Raw genomic sequence first — 17,078 nt, forward strand, 5'->3', positions numbered from 1 at the left:
TTGTGGGAAAGGAGAGGACAGTGAAGAACGGAACAATTAGCAGCAGGGCATCCATAGTCCAGCGGAGCAAAGGACAGTCGGCGGTTGAGCAGTCAGCCTATATCAGCAGGACATCCCTTTACAGTGATTATTATGGCATGACCTATAACAGAACTGCCAAAGAGGATTTAGTCGGTGCAGGTGTGCTTCTGCCGGAACACGCACCACCGGAATTTGCAGACAGGGCAGTATTATGGAACTCTGTAGAAAAGAACGAGAAAGCGAAGAATGCCCAGCTTGCAAGGAGCCTGAAATATTCCCTGCCCAATGAGTGGGACGAAGCCACCGCAAGGCAGGTCATGGAGCGTTTTATCAAAGAGCAGTTTGTAGATAAGGGAATGTGTGCAGATTATGGTATTCATCGTTCGTACAACGATAAAGGACAGCCTAATCTGCATATCCATATCCTTCTTACCCTCAGACCTCTCAATGAGGATGGTACATGGGGAGCAAAATCAAGAAAAGAATACGTCCTTGACGCAGACGGTAACCGGATACCCAATGCCAGCGGAAAAGGCTATAAAAGCCGGAAAGTAAATGTGATTGACTGGAATGAGAAAGGCAAGGCAAAGGAATGGAGAAATGCCATTGCTGAAGTTATCAATGCCACCAATGAAAAAGCAGGCATAGCCGAGCGTGTTGATCCACGTTCCTATAAGGACAGAGGGATACCTCTTATTCCGACCATTCATTTAGGGGAAAGAGCAAGTGCATTGGAACGAAAAGGCATCCGGACAGAAAGGGGCAATATCAATCGTGCAATCGAGAAATACAATGCCATGATAATGAAGATTTATGGATTTATCTCTGAACTTAAAGAGGAACTGAAAAAGGGAGTTTTCAGATTTGTTTTCGAGAGAAAAAACCGGACAGAAAAGGACGGTAATCAATCCATCAATCCTTCCGTACCGAAACAAAAGCCAGAGGTTCAGACTGCATTGGAGATGTTGCAGAAACAAAGGTCAGAAATGGTTGTAAGACCGATTTTCCCATATGTACAGAGATTTAAAGACAAGCGGCTTCTGGGTAATGTGGAACTGCTTGCAAAGCTGATTGATACAAACCATCTTGAAACATGGGAAGATGTGAGGGCGTTTGAGGAAAAGCAGACAGAGGTGTTGGAGAATTGCAGGGCAGAACTTTCAGAGTTAAGTGTGCGTTATGAGAAGTGGACGCAGGCGGTATCTGACTATGACGATTACAAGCAGTATCAGCCAGTCATGAAAGAGTACCAGGCATTAAGCGGATTGAGGAAAAATTCCTTTAAGAAAAAGCATGAAACAGAGCTTGAAAACTATGCAATATATCGTGACAGGGTAAAGGCAGTCATGCCGGAAAATATGAAAATATCAAAGCCATATATTGATAAGCAGTTAGCGGAGGTGTTGGCACAGCAGGAGCAGATACAGAGAAAAAGCAGTAGGGTTGCTACCGACCTTGCAAGGCTTTCCGTTTTCAAAGGCAATCTCAGGGAAATAGAAGCACAGCAGAGAGCGGACGAGCAGGCAAGGGAGCAGAACCGGGATAAGAAACACGAAAACACAATTTAACCACAGCGTAAGGTGCATGGAAAACAGAAAAGATTTCATGCACCTTTTTACGTTGGGAAAAGGAGATTTATGGAACAGACAGAAAAGCAGACAACGGACAAAGAACAGTGTCCGCATATCAAAAAGAAAATCGGAAGAACTACCTACAACGTGGCAATTCATTTCAGTAAAACGAGCAAGGAAACCATGACGGATAAGATTAATAGATTGATATTACATGACATAAACAGTGAAGATTTTTCTTAACTACCCTTGACAAAATCTTTCCGAAGATTCCCTTCTGTCTGCAATGGAGCGAGCCGGAAACGAGGACATGAGTGACGATGTGGAGCGCAAAGGACTCGGTACACCTGCCACCAGAGCAGACATTATAGAGAAGTTAGTCAAGGACGGTTTCGTGAAGCGTGAGAAAAAGCAGATGTTCCCCACAGAGGACGGAATGAAGCTGATTACGGTGCTTCCCGATGTGGTGAAGTCCCCGAAACTTACCGCTGACTGGGAAAATGCCCTTACCCTTGTTGCAAAGGGCGAGATGGAGCGTGAAGACTTTATGGCAGATATTGAAGCAATGGTATCTGACTTAATCCACACCTACCACGAAGTCAGTGACGAGCAGAAAAAGATGTTTGCACAGGAGCAGAAGGTACTTGGTAAATGTCCGAACTGCGGCGGAGAAGTAGTAAAGGGAAAATACGGAGCTTTCTGTAAGAATAAGTGCGGCATGAATGTAAGCCGGATCATGGGCGTTGCCCTGTCAGATGAACAGGTGGAAAGCCTGCTTGCCGGGAAAAAGACACTGTTAAAGGGGCTTACGAGCAAGGCGGGCAAGAAATACGATGCCTATATCATTCCGAGCGGTACGGAAGAATACCACTACACAAAGGACGGAGAAGAAAAGTCCGGTGTACAGTTTAAGTTTGTCATGGAGTTTCCCAATAAGAAATTTACGGGAAAGAAAAAATAAAAGGAGGACGTAACAATGGGAGCAGAAGAAACAAAGAAAGTACAGGACAATGAGAGCAAGGCGGACAAGTTTGTCCGTCTTGGGGAGTATCGTGTGAACAAGGTCATTGATGCAATCGGCAGGCTTGAGAACCTTTCCAACCGCACCAGCTATGAGTACACACAGGAACAGGTAGAAGCCATGTTTTCCATCATGGAAAAAAGGCTTTTGGAAGTCAAGGGCAGATTTGCCCCAAAAAAGGAAAAAGAAGATACATTTTCATTTGGAAGAAAAGCAGAATAGGGAGGAAAGCCAGAATGAAGCAGTTAGAAAAAGAAATCAATGTAACAAGCCAGAGAAACATGATGAAGAGGTACCAAATGTATGGTGCCACAGTATCAAAGCTGACAGAGAAATCACAGAATGACACCAAGAAGGGAGAGAAAAAGTAATGGAATACAGAGATTTTGTAGAACAGGTAAAAGAGCAGATACAGGATTTTCTTCCTGAAAAGTTTTCAGATGCTGCAGTTGAGGTTAATCAGATTGTAAAGAATAATGACTGTGTTCTGGACGGTCTGATGGTAAGAACAGAAGAAAGCAATATTGCACCTACCATTTATCTGAATCCATATTTTGAGCAGATACAGGATGGAGCTGAATTGGATGATGTATTAGCTCAGATTGCAAGTGTTTATCAGTCACATTATATAGATCATGATATAGATGTATCGGCAGTTACCGATTTTGACAAGATTAAGGAAAAAATTGTATGTAAGCTGATCAACGAGGAAGCAAATCAACAGTTCCTTCAGGATAAACCATATTCCAAGTTGGAAGATTTAGCAGTCGTGTATCAGATTTTAATGGATAAAACAGGAGAAGGAACTGCGACCATTACCATTACAGATAATCTGATGGATGGATATGGAATCACACTTGAAGAACTGCATGACCAGGCGTTGCAGAATATGGATACTTTGCAGCCACATAGTTTCAAAGGAATGAATGAGACGGTTGTGGAGATGATTGCAGTTGATATTGCAAGAGAACAAAATGTGGGTATGGATGAAGCAAAAGAAATGGCAATGCAGATGATGCCGGATATTCCCGATACCATGTTTGTGCTGACAAATGATACAAAAGTAAATGGGGCGGCTGCAATTTTAAACGATGATATCAGACAGGAGATCGCTGAGAAGGTAGGAGATTTTTACATGCTGCCTTCTTCAATCCATGAAACGCTGATTATACCGAAAGATGCGGGAATGGAGTTTAAAGAACTTGAGCAAATGGTACAGGAAGTAAATCAGACACAGGTGGCGCCGGGAGAACGTCTTTCGGATCATGTATATGAGTATGATGCCAAAGAACATGAACTGTTCCGCAGTGACCGGGCAGAGGAACGTTCCAAGCAGAAAGAGGAAAAAAGAGATAACCGTCATGAGCGTGTTTCAGTAAAAGAGAAACTTGCGGAGAAAAAAGATGCCGTTATTAAGATGAATGCCGGGAAAGAGCATTCTGCACCAGAAAAGAAAAAGGAAGCCGTAATATAGGAGGAGTTGCATATGTATACAACAGGAGATAAGTTATTAAACGTGATGAAAGAGGAAGAAATCGGGATTGCGGAGCTTTCCAGAATTTCCGCTGTGCCGGAGAGAACAATCCTTGACATTATGGCAGGAGTTAAGGAACCGGAGCTTGGCGTTATGTGCAAGATTGCAGAGGGACTTGGCATCTGTGTCCATGAGCTTCGTGCGGATGAGGAACGCTATGCGGTATCCGTTCCTAAGGATACCCTTGCAAAGCTGATCGTTGTCAGCGAGATTAACAAGGTGGAGCTTGAGGAACTGATACATAGTATTCTGGAGCAAGGCATTGAGGATCATTATTTCTAAAAAGGGTATGCGTAAGCAAATGGCGAGAAGTTGTATGAAATGTAATTGAGATGAAGGCGTATAAATGGTATAATTGCTATACTGAGATATTAAGCAATAATACCATTTATACGAGAAAAAAGTTGATAGCAATATATTCATGATAGTATATGTGCAGTATTGTCTATAGAAGGAGGTTCATATGGGAAAGGAACATGTTTCTGATAATATGGATATTATCAAAAAAGCATATGATATTTTGAAAAAAGGATATGCTTTTCACAATAGTACATTGTGCATTCAAATGTCCTATTTTAAAGGTTTATCTGAGGAAGATTATAAAAGAGTTGATTACAAGTTAAAAGCAATACGGCAGGATTATGCAAAAATGCTTGTGATAATGAATAGTATTGATAGAACTTATTTGGCATATCAAAAAAATGAGTATATTCCAACATATTTGTCGATTATGAACAATCAAGCAACCGCTGAATTGGGATGCTTTATTGAATATTTGTTTGCAAAATATCGAGTAATATTGGAGTATATTCAACAAATTTTGGAAATATGCATACCGCCAAGATTTGATGAGGCTCAAGCAAGTAAATACAGCCAATTAAAAAAGTCACATAAAAAATATAATTTTTTATTGAAATATATTGCGGAGAATATTGGAGAAGATAATAATCTTTTAAATATGGAGTGGTTTCAGTCTATTAGAGTAGAGAGAGATTTTATAATACATGATGGTGCTACTTGCTTAGTTTTTGGGGATAAAGAAAATCTACTATTTAAGGTTATGACTACGGATGCTTTGGATAAAGATGAGGAAATAGAACAAGATACTTTTTTTATAAATGATAAAGGATTGGTATATTACTCTCGATATTGGGGCTTGCAAATTTCTAAGTTGATAATTTTTTCTGAAACTGTTTTGGGATTTTTAATGAATGACAGTAGAATGTCAGACGAAGCTAAATGGAGATTAGAACAAATACAATTACAAGGGAAAAATGTGTTTGTTGATGAGGATGGTATAGAAGTTAAAGATAGCCAAGATGTTCTTGTAGATATATTAAGGTCAATAATAGAATCTGATAGGTGATATAAGTTGAAACAATATTAAAAGCTTATATTTGGATATGGAGGAATTTATGAAGTGTTTTATTTCGAGAGAATATGATGTATCACTTGACATATTAAATGCAATACAAGAGGTACTTAATGAAATGAAAATCGAATATTTTGATATGTATTCTGGGCAGGTTGGAATGAATATTGCAACAAGTGTATTGAATGCTATAAAAGAATCTCAGATTGTTATTGCTATAGTTACCCAAAAGGCTTCAAACGTTTTGTTCGAGATAGGAATGGCTATCGGGGCAGGTAAAGCTGTATTTTTACTAATAGACGATAACGCAAATATTCCTACAGATTTAAAAGGTATGACATACATAAAAATAAATGAAAATTTGAAGGAAAATTTACTCTTGCCTTTAAATTTTCTCGTAGAGAGTAAAAGAAAAATACAAAAGATAGATTTGGCTAATACATATAAATCTGCCATAATAAATATTTCCAAAGATATGTATATGGAAAAATTTAAAGATATTAAGAATAATGGGAGCGGGGTAGAATTTGAAAAATTGGTAGTTGAGTTATTTGAGGAACTTAAGGGACAATATGCTGCACTCAAATTTACTAATGTAACAAGAGAAGCTGGATATGATTTAGCTGTTTGGATTGATGAATTGGAGGATAAGATTGTAAATCCAGTAAAATTCGAATTGAAGTATGGTAATATTTCGAGAAAACAACTAGATGAATGCATTAGAAAATTAGCTTCCATTTCTAAAAATCAAGAATTGATATTTGTTTTGTATTATAGCAAAAAGAGCAATATTATAGATTATCACAGTGGGGTTCCTAATATTGTTGTGGTTGAATTCGAAAATTTTGTAGATAAAGTTTTTGAATATGGACTTGCACAGGCGATTTGGTATTTTAGAAATTTAGGTGCCCATGGGAGGAGTTGTGAAAATGATTCCCTATGATAAAGAAAAGATAAGGAAATATATTGAAGATAGTGAAAAAACTTCAACAAAGCAAGAAAAAGGCAAACTATATGAAGATTTAGCGTGTTATATTTTTGAAATGATTCCTGGAGTAGTTATTGCCAAAAGGAATTCTATGAATCAATATAATACAGAAGAAGTAGATGTGTCAATTTGGAATGATAAGTTTTCTGATGGCTTACATTTTTTAAATAATATATTTCTTGTTGAATGTAAGAATTGGAGCAACCCGGTTAAAAGTGTTGATGTAAATTGGTTTGCTACTAAAGTCGAGGATAGAGGATTGGATTTTGGAATTTTAGTGGCAGCACATGGTATTACTAAAGAAAATGATGAAGTAAAAAGAGCACAAAGCATATTGACAGGATATTTGAGGAAGCATATACAAATTATTGTATTGGAGAAAGACGAAATACTTGCTCTTGATACGACGGATGATATTATTTTACTTATTAAAAATAAAATATGCGAATTAGTTGTTAATGGTTAGTCTTTAAAACAAATTGTAAATAACGTAATAGTTGTAAGGCAGCACTTAGGAGAAATCTTAAGTGCTATTTTCATATGTGAGAAAGGAGCAGATAAAGTTGAATAAAGTTTACCGTCACTGGTGGCAATGGCTCATGAACGAACCATAGCCACCTTTTTTGTTGCAGAAAATCAAATAAGAATGGAGGTTTACCATGAGAAAATATAAATTGATTTCCGTATTGGCAGAAGAAACAGCAAAAGAAGTCGTGCGGAATGAAGAAAACTGGAGGAGATACCTAAATACTGCTTCCAGACTGTACAAATATCCGTTCAAGGAACAGCTTTTAATCTATGCCCAAAGACCGGATGCAACCGCCTGTGCTTCCATAGAGATATGGAATGAAAAGATGTACTGTTGGGTAAACAAAGGTGCAAAGGGCATTGCGTTGATTGATGAGGACAGTTTTTCCGGTTTGAAATACGTCTTTGATATTTCAGACGTGCATAAGGCAAGAAGAATTGGACGATTCCCTAACCTCTGGGAAATGCGTGAGGAACACATGGAAGCGGTGATTTCCCGTCTGGAAAAGACTTACGGGGACACCGACAGGGAAGGCGGGTTTGTGGGACGTATCCGGGAGATTGCCGGACGGATTGCAGAGGACTGTTATAAGGAGCTTGCTTCGGATATGGAATACTTAAAGGAAGGGAGCTTTTTAGAGGAACTGGACGAGCTGAACGTGGAAGTAAGGATACGGGAAACCCTTGCCGACAGCATTGCCTATACCGTTTTAAAGCGGTGTGGCATGGAGGAGAGTGAGCTTGCCGAAGAAATAAATTTCCCTTATATCCATGAGTTTAACACAGTGGAAACGCTGTCACAGCTTGGCAGTAACGTGTCCGATTTATCAAAGCCTATCCTGATGGAGATAGGCAAAGCAATCGGGGTGTATGAGAGGGAGAAAGCAGAGAATCGCACAGCGGAAAATTCTGCTCAAAAAGGACTTGCAAACACCTCAGAAACACGCTACAATGCTTTAAAGCGTGAAAGCGAAAGCCAAGACGGAGAATCTATCACACAGACCGGAGAAGCCGGGGAAAGGAGCAAATATGATGAATCTGACATACGAGAAGAACGGGGATTATCAGATACCGATGGTAGTAATGGACGAACAGCCGAAGGAGGTACTGACGAAGTACGGACTGATGAGGAAGAAGTTTTTACAGGAACACAAGAACGGAGTATATACGGGACTTCTTCTGAGCGGGAAGCTGAAGGAACACCTGTTGATGATACAGGAGCAGGCAGAGGAGAGAATGGAGCTTCTGACCGGACAGATGAAGGAGAGAGAGGGGATAACGGAGCAGATGAAAGCAGAGAATCAGATGCTCTGGGTAGCGAAGATGAACAGCATCGTACACTCGGCAGAGGAGATCGTGATGACGGAACTAATCTACAGTTAAATATCGAACAGCCGGAGGGAACCTATCAGCAGTTAAGCCTGTTTCCGAGCTTTGAGGAACAGGTTGGCACAATCGCAGCAGCGGAAGCAAGTATTCAATATACCATGCCCGCTGCTTTTTCTTTGCCACAGGAGCAGATTGACAGTATCTTGCGTAGTGGCGGCGGTAGGGATAACAGCAGAAAACGTATCTATGCCAAGTACCAGCAGGGCAAGTCCCCGGAGGAAATGACGGAGTTTTTAAAGAACGAATATAAGACCACCGGAAAAGGCTTTGAATTTGACGGAAATCCCGTGTCCTTATGGTTTGATGAAATGGGGATGCGTATCGGTTACGGTACATCGGCAAAGGAAAATACCCTTGCAGTGATGAGCTGGAGCGAAGTGGAGAGCCATATCCGTGTTATGGTGGAGAATGGTACTTATATGAGTGCCAATGAAGTATTTCTTGTGGATGCGGTGGAGCGTGAGAGAATTGCTACGGACATTAACAATTTCTTCCGTGACGGAATATCGGAAATGCCGGAGAGTCTGGAACTTAAATTTTCTAACTACCCGGCAAGCATGGAAAGGCTATGTGAGCTTTTATCCACCACTGAGGGCAGAGAACTGATTCAGGATGAGCTTGAAAAGGCAAAAGCACAGCTTGACAGCGGAGAAAAGCAGATTAAATGGCGGTATGTGAAAAGACCGGATTATTTATTAGAACAGCTTGCGGATTTAGGTGTGGAAAAGAAAGAATTCCCGGCACCTGATACGGTGGAAGTAAGGAATGAGAACTTCATCACACAGGACGAGATTGATTACAGGCTGGCAGGAGGAAGCGGCTTTGAACATGGAAAGTTCCGTATCTATGAGTATTTCATGGAAGGGCATGACAAGAAAGATAACATTGCTTTTCTGAAAAATGAATATGGTACGGGCGGCAGCTCCCACGCACTTCCGGGAAGTGACAGAGCGCACGAGGATCACGATGCCAAAGGTATCCGTCTGGAGAAAGGTAACTATGGCAGTCCTTACGCAAAGGTGCTTTTAAACTGGAATGTAGTGGAGAAACGTGTCCGGGAGCTTGTGCAGGCAGATAAATACCTTTCACCGGAGGGAAAGAAAGCCTATGCACAGTACAAACAGGAACAGGCAGAGAAAGCCATGCAAAAAGAACAGGAGAAGTTAGAGCATGGCACCCGCCTGGAATGTAAGGAAGCCATTGAGAAGGCGATTGCAGAAAACTTTGACGGTACCACGCTTCCGAGAGATACCGCAAAAGGTGTTATAGAGCAGTATGGAAAGGAACGTGTGGAATATGTCCTTGCCAATACCATTACACACTTATCCCATGACGGGCGGTTTTCTGTCAATAACAAGGAATGGGCAAAGGGCATTGTACCGAGTGCAGAATGGAATACGAGAGATCTCATTGTAACCTCGCATCCGGCTGTGCTTGACGGTTTTACCAATCAGGCAAGGCGGTATCAGGAATTAGACAGAGAGCTGGAAAAACAGCCTGTACCGGAGAGGGAAGAAACAGAAACCATTTCTGAAGGAGAAGCAAAAGCACCTGAAACCGAAAAAGCAGACATAGAGCAGTTAAATAAAAGACTGTCTGAAATGTCGGCTGTGGTTAAAATCTGCGGAGCATTAGAACGGAAAGATGTGGTTGGCTGGAACGAGGAAACACAGGTGGTCACGATTTCTGACGATGAGCGCACTTTAGAGGGAAAAGAGGTCTATGATTTCCTTTTTGCAGAAGCGGCAGACTATGTAATGATGCAGACAATCAGCGGCGAAACAGAAAAAGCTCTGGAGATGGACGGACTGCTAAAGGATGCCGGACAGTATGCGTCACGTTATGAGGGCGAGCCTTCCATAGAGCAGAAAGAAGAACCGCCTTTGACTGCGGATGATGTTCAAAACATTGTATTGATAGACCGGGAATATATCAGAGGTACACGAACAACAGTCTATGATTTTGAGTGTGATATTCGTGGGGAACATGATAAGCTGCAATATACGCTTGAGTACCATGATGACGGAGAAGGCTTTACCATTCATACGGAGAAGGATGATATTTGGGAACGTATGCCGGACCCTGAACTGGCACGCTTGGAGGGCATTCTTGGCAGGGAAGCATTATATTTTAAGTACCATGATAAAATAGCCGGGGCAAAGAGCCTTGAGGACATGGAGGAGATTCGCTTCAGCATTATGGAAGAAGAATCTCCTTATTTTTCTGCTGTTTCCCAAAGAGTATGGGGTGAATATGAACAGAAAAATAAAGAATTGTCCAATCCTATGCAAGAAAGTGAAGTGATTGCCGAACCGGAGCCGCAGAATGAAGCAGAAGCACCAAAGGAACAGCCGCCGATTGACAAATCGGGTGCAGTCAATTTCCACATTGCTCCGGAAACAGAGGAAAGTGCCGGAAAAGGGTTTGCGGCAAAGGAAAAATTCCGTCAGAACCTGGAAGCAATCAGAACGCTTGAAAAGATTGAGGGAGAAAACCGTATTGCCACACGGTCAGAACAGGAGATTTTAGCAAAATATGTAGGCTGGGGCGGTCTTGCTGATGCCTTTGATGAAACCAAAGCGAACTGGGCAAGTGAATATCAGGAATTAAAGAGCCTGTTGTCAGCCGAGGAATACGATTCAGCAAGGGAAAGCACCTTAAATGCCCACTATACAAGCCCTGTGATCATCAAGGCGATTTATGATGCGATGGAAAGAATGGGCTTTTCAAAAGGCAACATCTTGGAGCCGGCAATGGGTATCGGAAACTTTTTCGGTATGCTGCCGGAGAATATGCAGGAGAGCAGGCTTTATGGTGTGGAGCTGGACGGAATTACCGGAAGAATTGCAAGGCAGCTATACCCGAATGCCGATGTGAAGATCACAGGCTTTGAAAAGACGGACTATCCCAATGATTTCTTTGATGTGGCAATCGGAAACGTGCCATTCGGTCAATACAAGGTGGCAGACAGAGCCTACGATAAGCATAACTTCCTCATACACGATTATTTTTTTGCCAAAGCCTTAGATAAGGTCAGACCGGGCGGCGTGGTGGCATTTGTCACCTCAAAGGGAACAATGGATAAGAAAAGCCAGGAAGTCAGAAAGTACCTTGGGCAGAGAGCGGAGCTTCTTGGAGCAATCAGGCTTCCAAACACAGCCTTTAAGGAAAATGCAGGGACGGAGGTCACTTCGGACATTCTTTTCTTAAAGAAGCGTGACAGGGTAATCGACATCGAGCCGGATTGGGTACATCTTTGTGAAAATGAAGATGGCATAGCCATGAACCAGTATTTTGCAGACCACCCGGAAATGATCATGGGAAAAATGGAAATGGTCAGCGGGCAGTTTGGCATGGAAGCCACCTGCACACCGGATACAGCCATTCCTCTATCCAAGCAGCTTGAAAAGGCTATATCCCATATCGAGGGCAGCATTGACGGGGTAGAGTTCGATGAGCTTGACGATGAGCTGGCAAGAGAAGCAATACCCGCCGATCCAGACGTGAAGAATTACAGTTACACGATCGTGGACGAAAGGGTGTATTACCGGGAAAATTCCATTATGAAGCCTGTGGACGTATCAGAAACGATGGAGCAGCGTATGAAAGGCATGGTGCAGATTCGTGACTGTACACAGGAGCTGATTGATTATCAGTTGAACGAATATCCGGAAGATATGATTAAGAGCAAGCAGGCAGAGCTTAATGAGCTGTATGATGCGTTTTCCAAGAAATACGGTCTGATCAATTCACAGACCAATAAGAGAGCGTTTAATCAAGACTCAAGCTATTGTCTGCTTTGTTCATTGGAAAAGCTTGACGATGAGGGCAACTTCAAAGGCAAGGCGGATATGTTTTCTAAGAGAACCATTAAAAAGGCAGAGGTTGTCACAAGCGTGGATACCGCAAGCGAAGCGCTGGCGGTGTCATTAGGGGAAAAGGCAAGGGTAGACCTAGCCTATATGTCGGAGCTTACGGGAAAAAGCGAGGAAGATGTGGCAAAGGAACTTGCCGGAATTATTTTCCAGAATCCGGTTACAGAAAAGTGGGAAACCGCAGACGAGTATTTAAGCGGCAATGTCCGGGAGAAGCTGGCAACCGCAAGGGTTTTTGCAGAGAACCGTCCGGAGTTTGCAATCAATGTCACAGCCCTTAAGGGTGTACAGCCAAAGGAGCTTGATGCAAGCGAGATTGAGGTGCGTATCGGTGCCACATGGATTGAGCCTAAGTACATCGAGGATTTCATGCGGGAAACCTTTGAAACACCGGATTACCTTTTTGACCGCAACCTTGTTGGGGTGCAGTATTCCGATGTGACAGGACAGTGGAACGTAAAGGGCAAAAATGTGGATCGTGGCAATTCACTTGTCAACATGACATACGGAACGAGCCGGGCAAATGCTTACCGCATTCTGGAAGATTCCTTAAACCTTCGTGATACCCGTATCTTTGATACGATAGAGGAAGATGGAAAGGAAAAGAGAGTTCTTAATAAAAAGGAAACCACGCTTGCCAGCCAGAAACAGGAAGCCATAAGGGAAGCCTTTAAGGACTGGGTATTTCGTGATCCGGAGCGCAGACAGACCTTGTGTGCCAAGTACAACGAGCTTTTCAATTCCACCAGACCGAGAGAGTATGATGGTTCCCACCTAAAGTTTCCGGGCATGACACCGGACATTACATTAAGACCGCATCAGCTAAATGCGGTGGCACATCAGCTTTATGGGGATAATACCCTGCTTGCCCATTGCGTGGGTGCGGGTAAGACCTTTGAAATGATTGCTGCAGCAATGGAGAGCAGGCGGTTAGGGCTTTGCCAAAAGAGCTTATTTGTTGTACCGAATCATTTAACAGAGCAGTGGGCGAGTGATTTCCTGCGCCTGTATCCGGGTGCAAATATTTTAGCTGCCACAAAGAAAGATTTTGAGCCTGCCAACCGTAAAAAGTTCTGTTCCCGTATTGCAACCGGGGATTATGATGCGGTCATCATCGGGCATACGCAGTTTGAAAAGATACCGCTTTCAACGGAAAGACAGGCTGCCATGATTGAGCGGCAGATAACGGAAATAGAAATGGCAATCGAAGCGGTCAAGGCGGAAAAGGGCGAGCGTTACACCATTAAGCAGATGGAAAAGACGAAAAAATCTTTAAGCGCAAGGCTGAGCCGATTAAACGATACTTCCCGCAAGGACAACGTAGTAACATTTGAACAGCTTGGTGTTGACAGGCTGTTTGTAGACGAGAGCCACAATTATAAGAACCTTTTCTTATACACCAAGATGCGGAACGTGGCGGGCATTGCACAGACGGAAGCACAGAAGTCCTCGGATATGTTTGCAAAGTGTCAGTATATGGACGAGCTGACAGGCGGCAAGGGCATTACCTTTGCAACAGGTACACCGATTTCTAACAGCATGACGGAGCTTTATACGAATATGCGCTATCTGCAATACAATACGCTCCAGAAACTCGGTCTTGGCAATTTCGACAGTTGGGCGGCTACTTTCGGAGAAACGCAGACAGCCATAGAGCTTGCACCAGAGGGAACCGGCTACCGGGCAAAGACAAGGTTTGCCAAGTTCTTCAATCTGCCGGAGCTGATTTCGCTTTTCAAAGAAAGTGCGGATATTCAGACACCGGATATGCTAAAGCTGCCTGTACCGGAAGCAGAGTACGAAAATGTGGTGTTAAAGCCGAGCGAGTATCAGAAAGAAATGGTACAGTCCCTTGCGGATCGTGCGGAGGCTGTTCGTGATAGGAAGGTAGAGCCACACGTTGACAATATGCTCAAAATCACCAATGACGGTAGAAAACTTGCATTAGACCAGCGATTAATCAATGATATGCTTCCCGATGAGGATAATTCCAAAGCCACCACCTGTGTGGACAAGGCATGTGAGATATGGGAAGAAACAAAGGAACAGAAGTCGGCACAGCTTATCTTCTGTGACTTATCGACACCGAAAGGAGATGGTACATTTAATGTTTATGAAGACATTCGCAGCAAGCTGATAGAAAAGGGTGTCCCACCGGAAGAAATCGCATTTATCCATGATGCCAATACAGAGAAAAGAAAAGCGGAGCTGTTTGCAAAGGTAAGAAGCGGACAGGTTCGTTTTTTATTGGGTTCTACTGCCAAAATGGGAGCCGGAACCAACGTACAGGACAGACTGATTGCATTACACCATTTGGATGTGCCCTGGCGTCCGTCTGACATTGAACAGCAGGAAGGTCGTATTTTACGACAGGGAAACATGAATGATAAGGTCAAGATTTTCCGGTATGTGACGGAAGGCACCTTCGACAGTTATTCATGGCAGCTCATTGAGAATAAGCAGAAGTTTATCGGGCAGATCATGACGAGCAAGTCCCCGGTACGTTCCTGTGAGGACATTGACGAAGCGGCGCTTTCTTATGCAGAGGTCAAGGCACTTGCAACCGGAAACCCTTACATCAAGGAGAAGATGGACTTAGACATACAGGTGTCAAAGCTGAAGCTCTTAAAGGCGAATCACACAAGCCAGCGTTACCGTCTGGAGGACAATATCGCAAAGCATTACCCGATGCAGATCACAGCCTTAAAAGAAAGGCTTGAGGGATACCGGACGGACATTCAGACCTATGCGGCGCATAAGCCTGTGGATAAGGATGCTTTTTCCATGAAGATAGGCAACCGCACTTATACGGACAAAAAGGAAGCGGGTGCGGCGTTGATTGATATGTGCCGGAGCGCCAAACAACCAAATATGGCGGTCACAATCGGAGAATATCAGGGCTTTAAGATGAGCGTGTCTTTTGACTCGTTCTTCTCCAAGTTTACGATCAGCTTAAAAGGAAGTCTTAGCCATGAGGTGGAAATCGGAGCTGATCCTTTGGGAAATCTGCAAAGACTTTCCAATGCACTAGAGGGAATGACTGGGAAAATGGCAGATGTGGAGCAGAAGCTTTCCAACGTGGAACATCAGCTTGAAACCGCAAAGGTGGAAGTCACAAAACCTTTTGCACAGGAGCAGGAACTGGCGGAGAAGCTAGAGCGCCTTGCAGAGTTAAATGCACTTCTTAATATGGACGAAAAGGGCGATAATGCGCTGGATATGGGCGATGATGAGCCGGAGGAAGAAACCGGAGAGCAGAGTACACAGGCACAGGAGGGTGAGCCGGACAGAGCGGAAGATATACAGGCGGTGGCTGATGAACCGTTAAAGCCTGTTGCAAGTTTTCTGATGTCGGAGCGTATCGCAGAGCATGACAAGGAGCGGATGTTAGCAGACGGTTCCAGAGGGCGGGTATCCGTCAAGGAGAAACTTGCCGAGATGAAGCAGAAAATATCCGATCAGAAGATGCCGGAGAAACCGGAAGTCACAAAGAGCAAAGGAAAAGAAGAAAGTTTATAAAGTTTTACGGAAAGAGCAGGTAGCAATCTATCTGCTTTTTCCTGTTTTTATGATAAGGAGGACATACAATGGCAGACGCTAAAACAGAAAAACAGAAAGTACAGGAAATAACGGAGAAGCTGGAGCAGGGTATCAAGGAGCTTTTTGAAAGCGAGAAGTACAAGACCTATCTGAATACCATGTCAAAATTCCATAATTATAGCTTTAACAACACCATGTTAATTGCAATGCAAAAGCCTGACGCTACGTTAGTGGCCGGATTCAAGGCTTGGCAGAAGAATTTTGACAGGCACGTTAAAAAAGGGGAAAAGGGTATCCGTATCCTTGCCCCGGCACCGTACAAGATTAAGGAAGAACAGGAGAAACTTGATCCGGTAACAGGAGAGATCATGCTTGACAAGAACGGAATGCCCATTACGGAGGAAGTGGAGATTAAGATACCCGCCTTTCGTGTGGTTCCGGTTTTTGATGTGTCACAGACGGACGGAAAGGAACTGCCGGATATAGGGGTAAATGAGCTTTCGGGAAGTGTGGAGGACTACGAGGACTTTATGCAGGCACTTACGGAGGTTTCCCCGGTTCCCATTATCTATGAAGATATAGAAGGGGAGGCAAAGGGATATTTCCATACCACAGACCACCGGATTGCCATACAGGAGGGCATGAGCCAGAGTCAGACCGTAAAGACCGCTATCCATGAGGTGGCACACGCAAAGCTTCATGACCGGGAACGGAATCAGGATATAGATGCGGTCTTAGACAAAGACCGCAACACAAAGGAAGTGGAAGCAGAGAGTGTCGCCTATACGGTGTGCCAGCACTTCGGTATTGATACCTCGGACTATTCCTTTGGGTATATCGCCGGATGGAGCAGTGACCGGGATATGAAAGAACTGAAATCTTCCCTTGATACCATACGAAAGACCGCTTCGGAGCTGATCACAGGCATTGAGGACAGATTAGCAGAGTTACAGAAGGACAGGGCAGTGGAGCAGGAACAGAATAAGGAGAGTATTCTTCTGATACAGAATGATGATCTGACAAAATACAGTCTTGTGAGTGTTGTGGGCATGGACAGACAGGAGCTTATGGACGTTCTTTCAGCTATGAGTGAGGATGATAAGCTGAGTATTTATAAATGGTACAATATATATGTACAAAAAATCCAAAATAAAAATGTACAGATGCTATACTGTTACCATGGAGGTAAACAGTATGATTTTAAAAAGCAGCATCATTGTAGATTTAAAAATTAATTCA

11 protein-coding genes and 2 pseudogenes are annotated in these 17,078 nt (G+C 43.1%); all 13 read left to right on the forward strand.

Annotated features, from left to right (window positions below):
- The first annotated feature begins 20 nt into the window (after nucleotides 1-20).
- On the forward strand, nucleotides 21-1,589 hold the full coding sequence (gene mobQ / locus FYJ58_RS12485) for a MobQ family relaxase (protein ID WP_205839252.1): 1,569 nt from the start codon (nucleotides 21-23) through the stop codon (nucleotides 1,587-1,589).
- A 69-nt stretch (nucleotides 1,590-1,658) separates the two neighbouring features.
- Nucleotides 1,659-1,835, forward strand: a complete 177-nt coding sequence (locus FYJ58_RS12490) for a transposon-encoded TnpW family protein (RefSeq protein ID WP_118699295.1) — start codon at nucleotides 1,659-1,661, stop codon at nucleotides 1,833-1,835.
- A 25-nt stretch (nucleotides 1,836-1,860) separates the two neighbouring features.
- Nucleotides 1,861-2,130, forward strand: a pseudogene (locus FYJ58_RS15455) (DNA topoisomerase); the annotation flags it as partial.
- A gap of 180 nt (nucleotides 2,131-2,310) precedes the next feature.
- Nucleotides 2,311-2,553 carry a topoisomerase C-terminal repeat-containing protein gene (locus FYJ58_RS15460; RefSeq protein ID WP_268892684.1) on the forward strand — a complete coding sequence of 81 codons (243 nt, stop codon included), beginning with the start codon at nucleotides 2,311-2,313 and terminating at the stop codon, nucleotides 2,551-2,553.
- 15 nt (nucleotides 2,554-2,568) lie between these two features.
- A complete protein-coding gene (locus FYJ58_RS12500) occupies nucleotides 2,569-2,835 on the forward strand; it encodes a hypothetical protein (protein ID WP_154520055.1) in 267 nt (88 codons plus the stop codon).
- A gap of 14 nt (nucleotides 2,836-2,849) precedes the next feature.
- A complete protein-coding gene (locus FYJ58_RS15095) occupies nucleotides 2,850-2,984 on the forward strand; it encodes a hypothetical protein (protein ID WP_262563265.1) in 135 nt (44 codons plus the stop codon).
- Nucleotides 2,984-4,087, forward strand: coding sequence for a DUF5688 family protein (locus FYJ58_RS12505; RefSeq protein ID WP_154520056.1), 1,104 nt, complete (start codon nucleotides 2,984-2,986; stop codon nucleotides 4,085-4,087). The genes FYJ58_RS15095 and FYJ58_RS12505 overlap by 1 nt, the downstream gene beginning before the upstream one ends.
- A 12-nt stretch (nucleotides 4,088-4,099) precedes the next feature.
- On the forward strand, nucleotides 4,100-4,429 hold the full coding sequence (locus FYJ58_RS12510; protein ID WP_154520057.1) for an XRE family transcriptional regulator: 330 nt from the start codon (nucleotides 4,100-4,102) through the stop codon (nucleotides 4,427-4,429).
- Between the two features lie 181 nt (nucleotides 4,430-4,610).
- Complete coding sequence (locus FYJ58_RS12515) at nucleotides 4,611-5,513, forward strand: hypothetical protein (protein ID WP_154520058.1); 903 nt, start codon at nucleotides 4,611-4,613, stop codon at nucleotides 5,511-5,513.
- A 49-nt stretch (nucleotides 5,514-5,562) separates the two neighbouring features.
- Nucleotides 5,563-6,462, forward strand: a complete 900-nt coding sequence (locus FYJ58_RS12520) for a TIR domain-containing protein (protein WP_205839253.1) — start codon at nucleotides 5,563-5,565, stop codon at nucleotides 6,460-6,462.
- Nucleotides 6,449-6,973 (forward strand): restriction endonuclease, encoded by a 525-nt coding sequence (locus tag FYJ58_RS12525; protein WP_205839254.1) that lies wholly within the window; start codon nucleotides 6,449-6,451, stop codon nucleotides 6,971-6,973. The genes FYJ58_RS12520 and FYJ58_RS12525 overlap by 14 nt, the downstream gene beginning before the upstream one ends.
- Nucleotides 6,974-7,166: 193 nt before the next feature.
- Nucleotides 7,167-15,818 (forward strand): DUF3849 domain-containing protein, encoded by an 8,652-nt coding sequence (locus FYJ58_RS12530; protein WP_154520061.1) that lies wholly within the window; start codon nucleotides 7,167-7,169, stop codon nucleotides 15,816-15,818.
- A 68-nt stretch (nucleotides 15,819-15,886) separates the two neighbouring features.
- Nucleotides 15,887-16,831: pseudogene (locus FYJ58_RS12535) on the forward strand (ArdC-like ssDNA-binding domain-containing protein); the annotation flags it as partial.
- Nucleotides 16,832-17,078 lie beyond the last annotated feature (247 nt).

The sequence above is a fragment of the Velocimicrobium porci genome (assembly GCF_009696045.1).
Lineage (GTDB): Bacteria > Bacillota > Clostridia > Lachnospirales > Lachnospiraceae > Velocimicrobium > Velocimicrobium porci.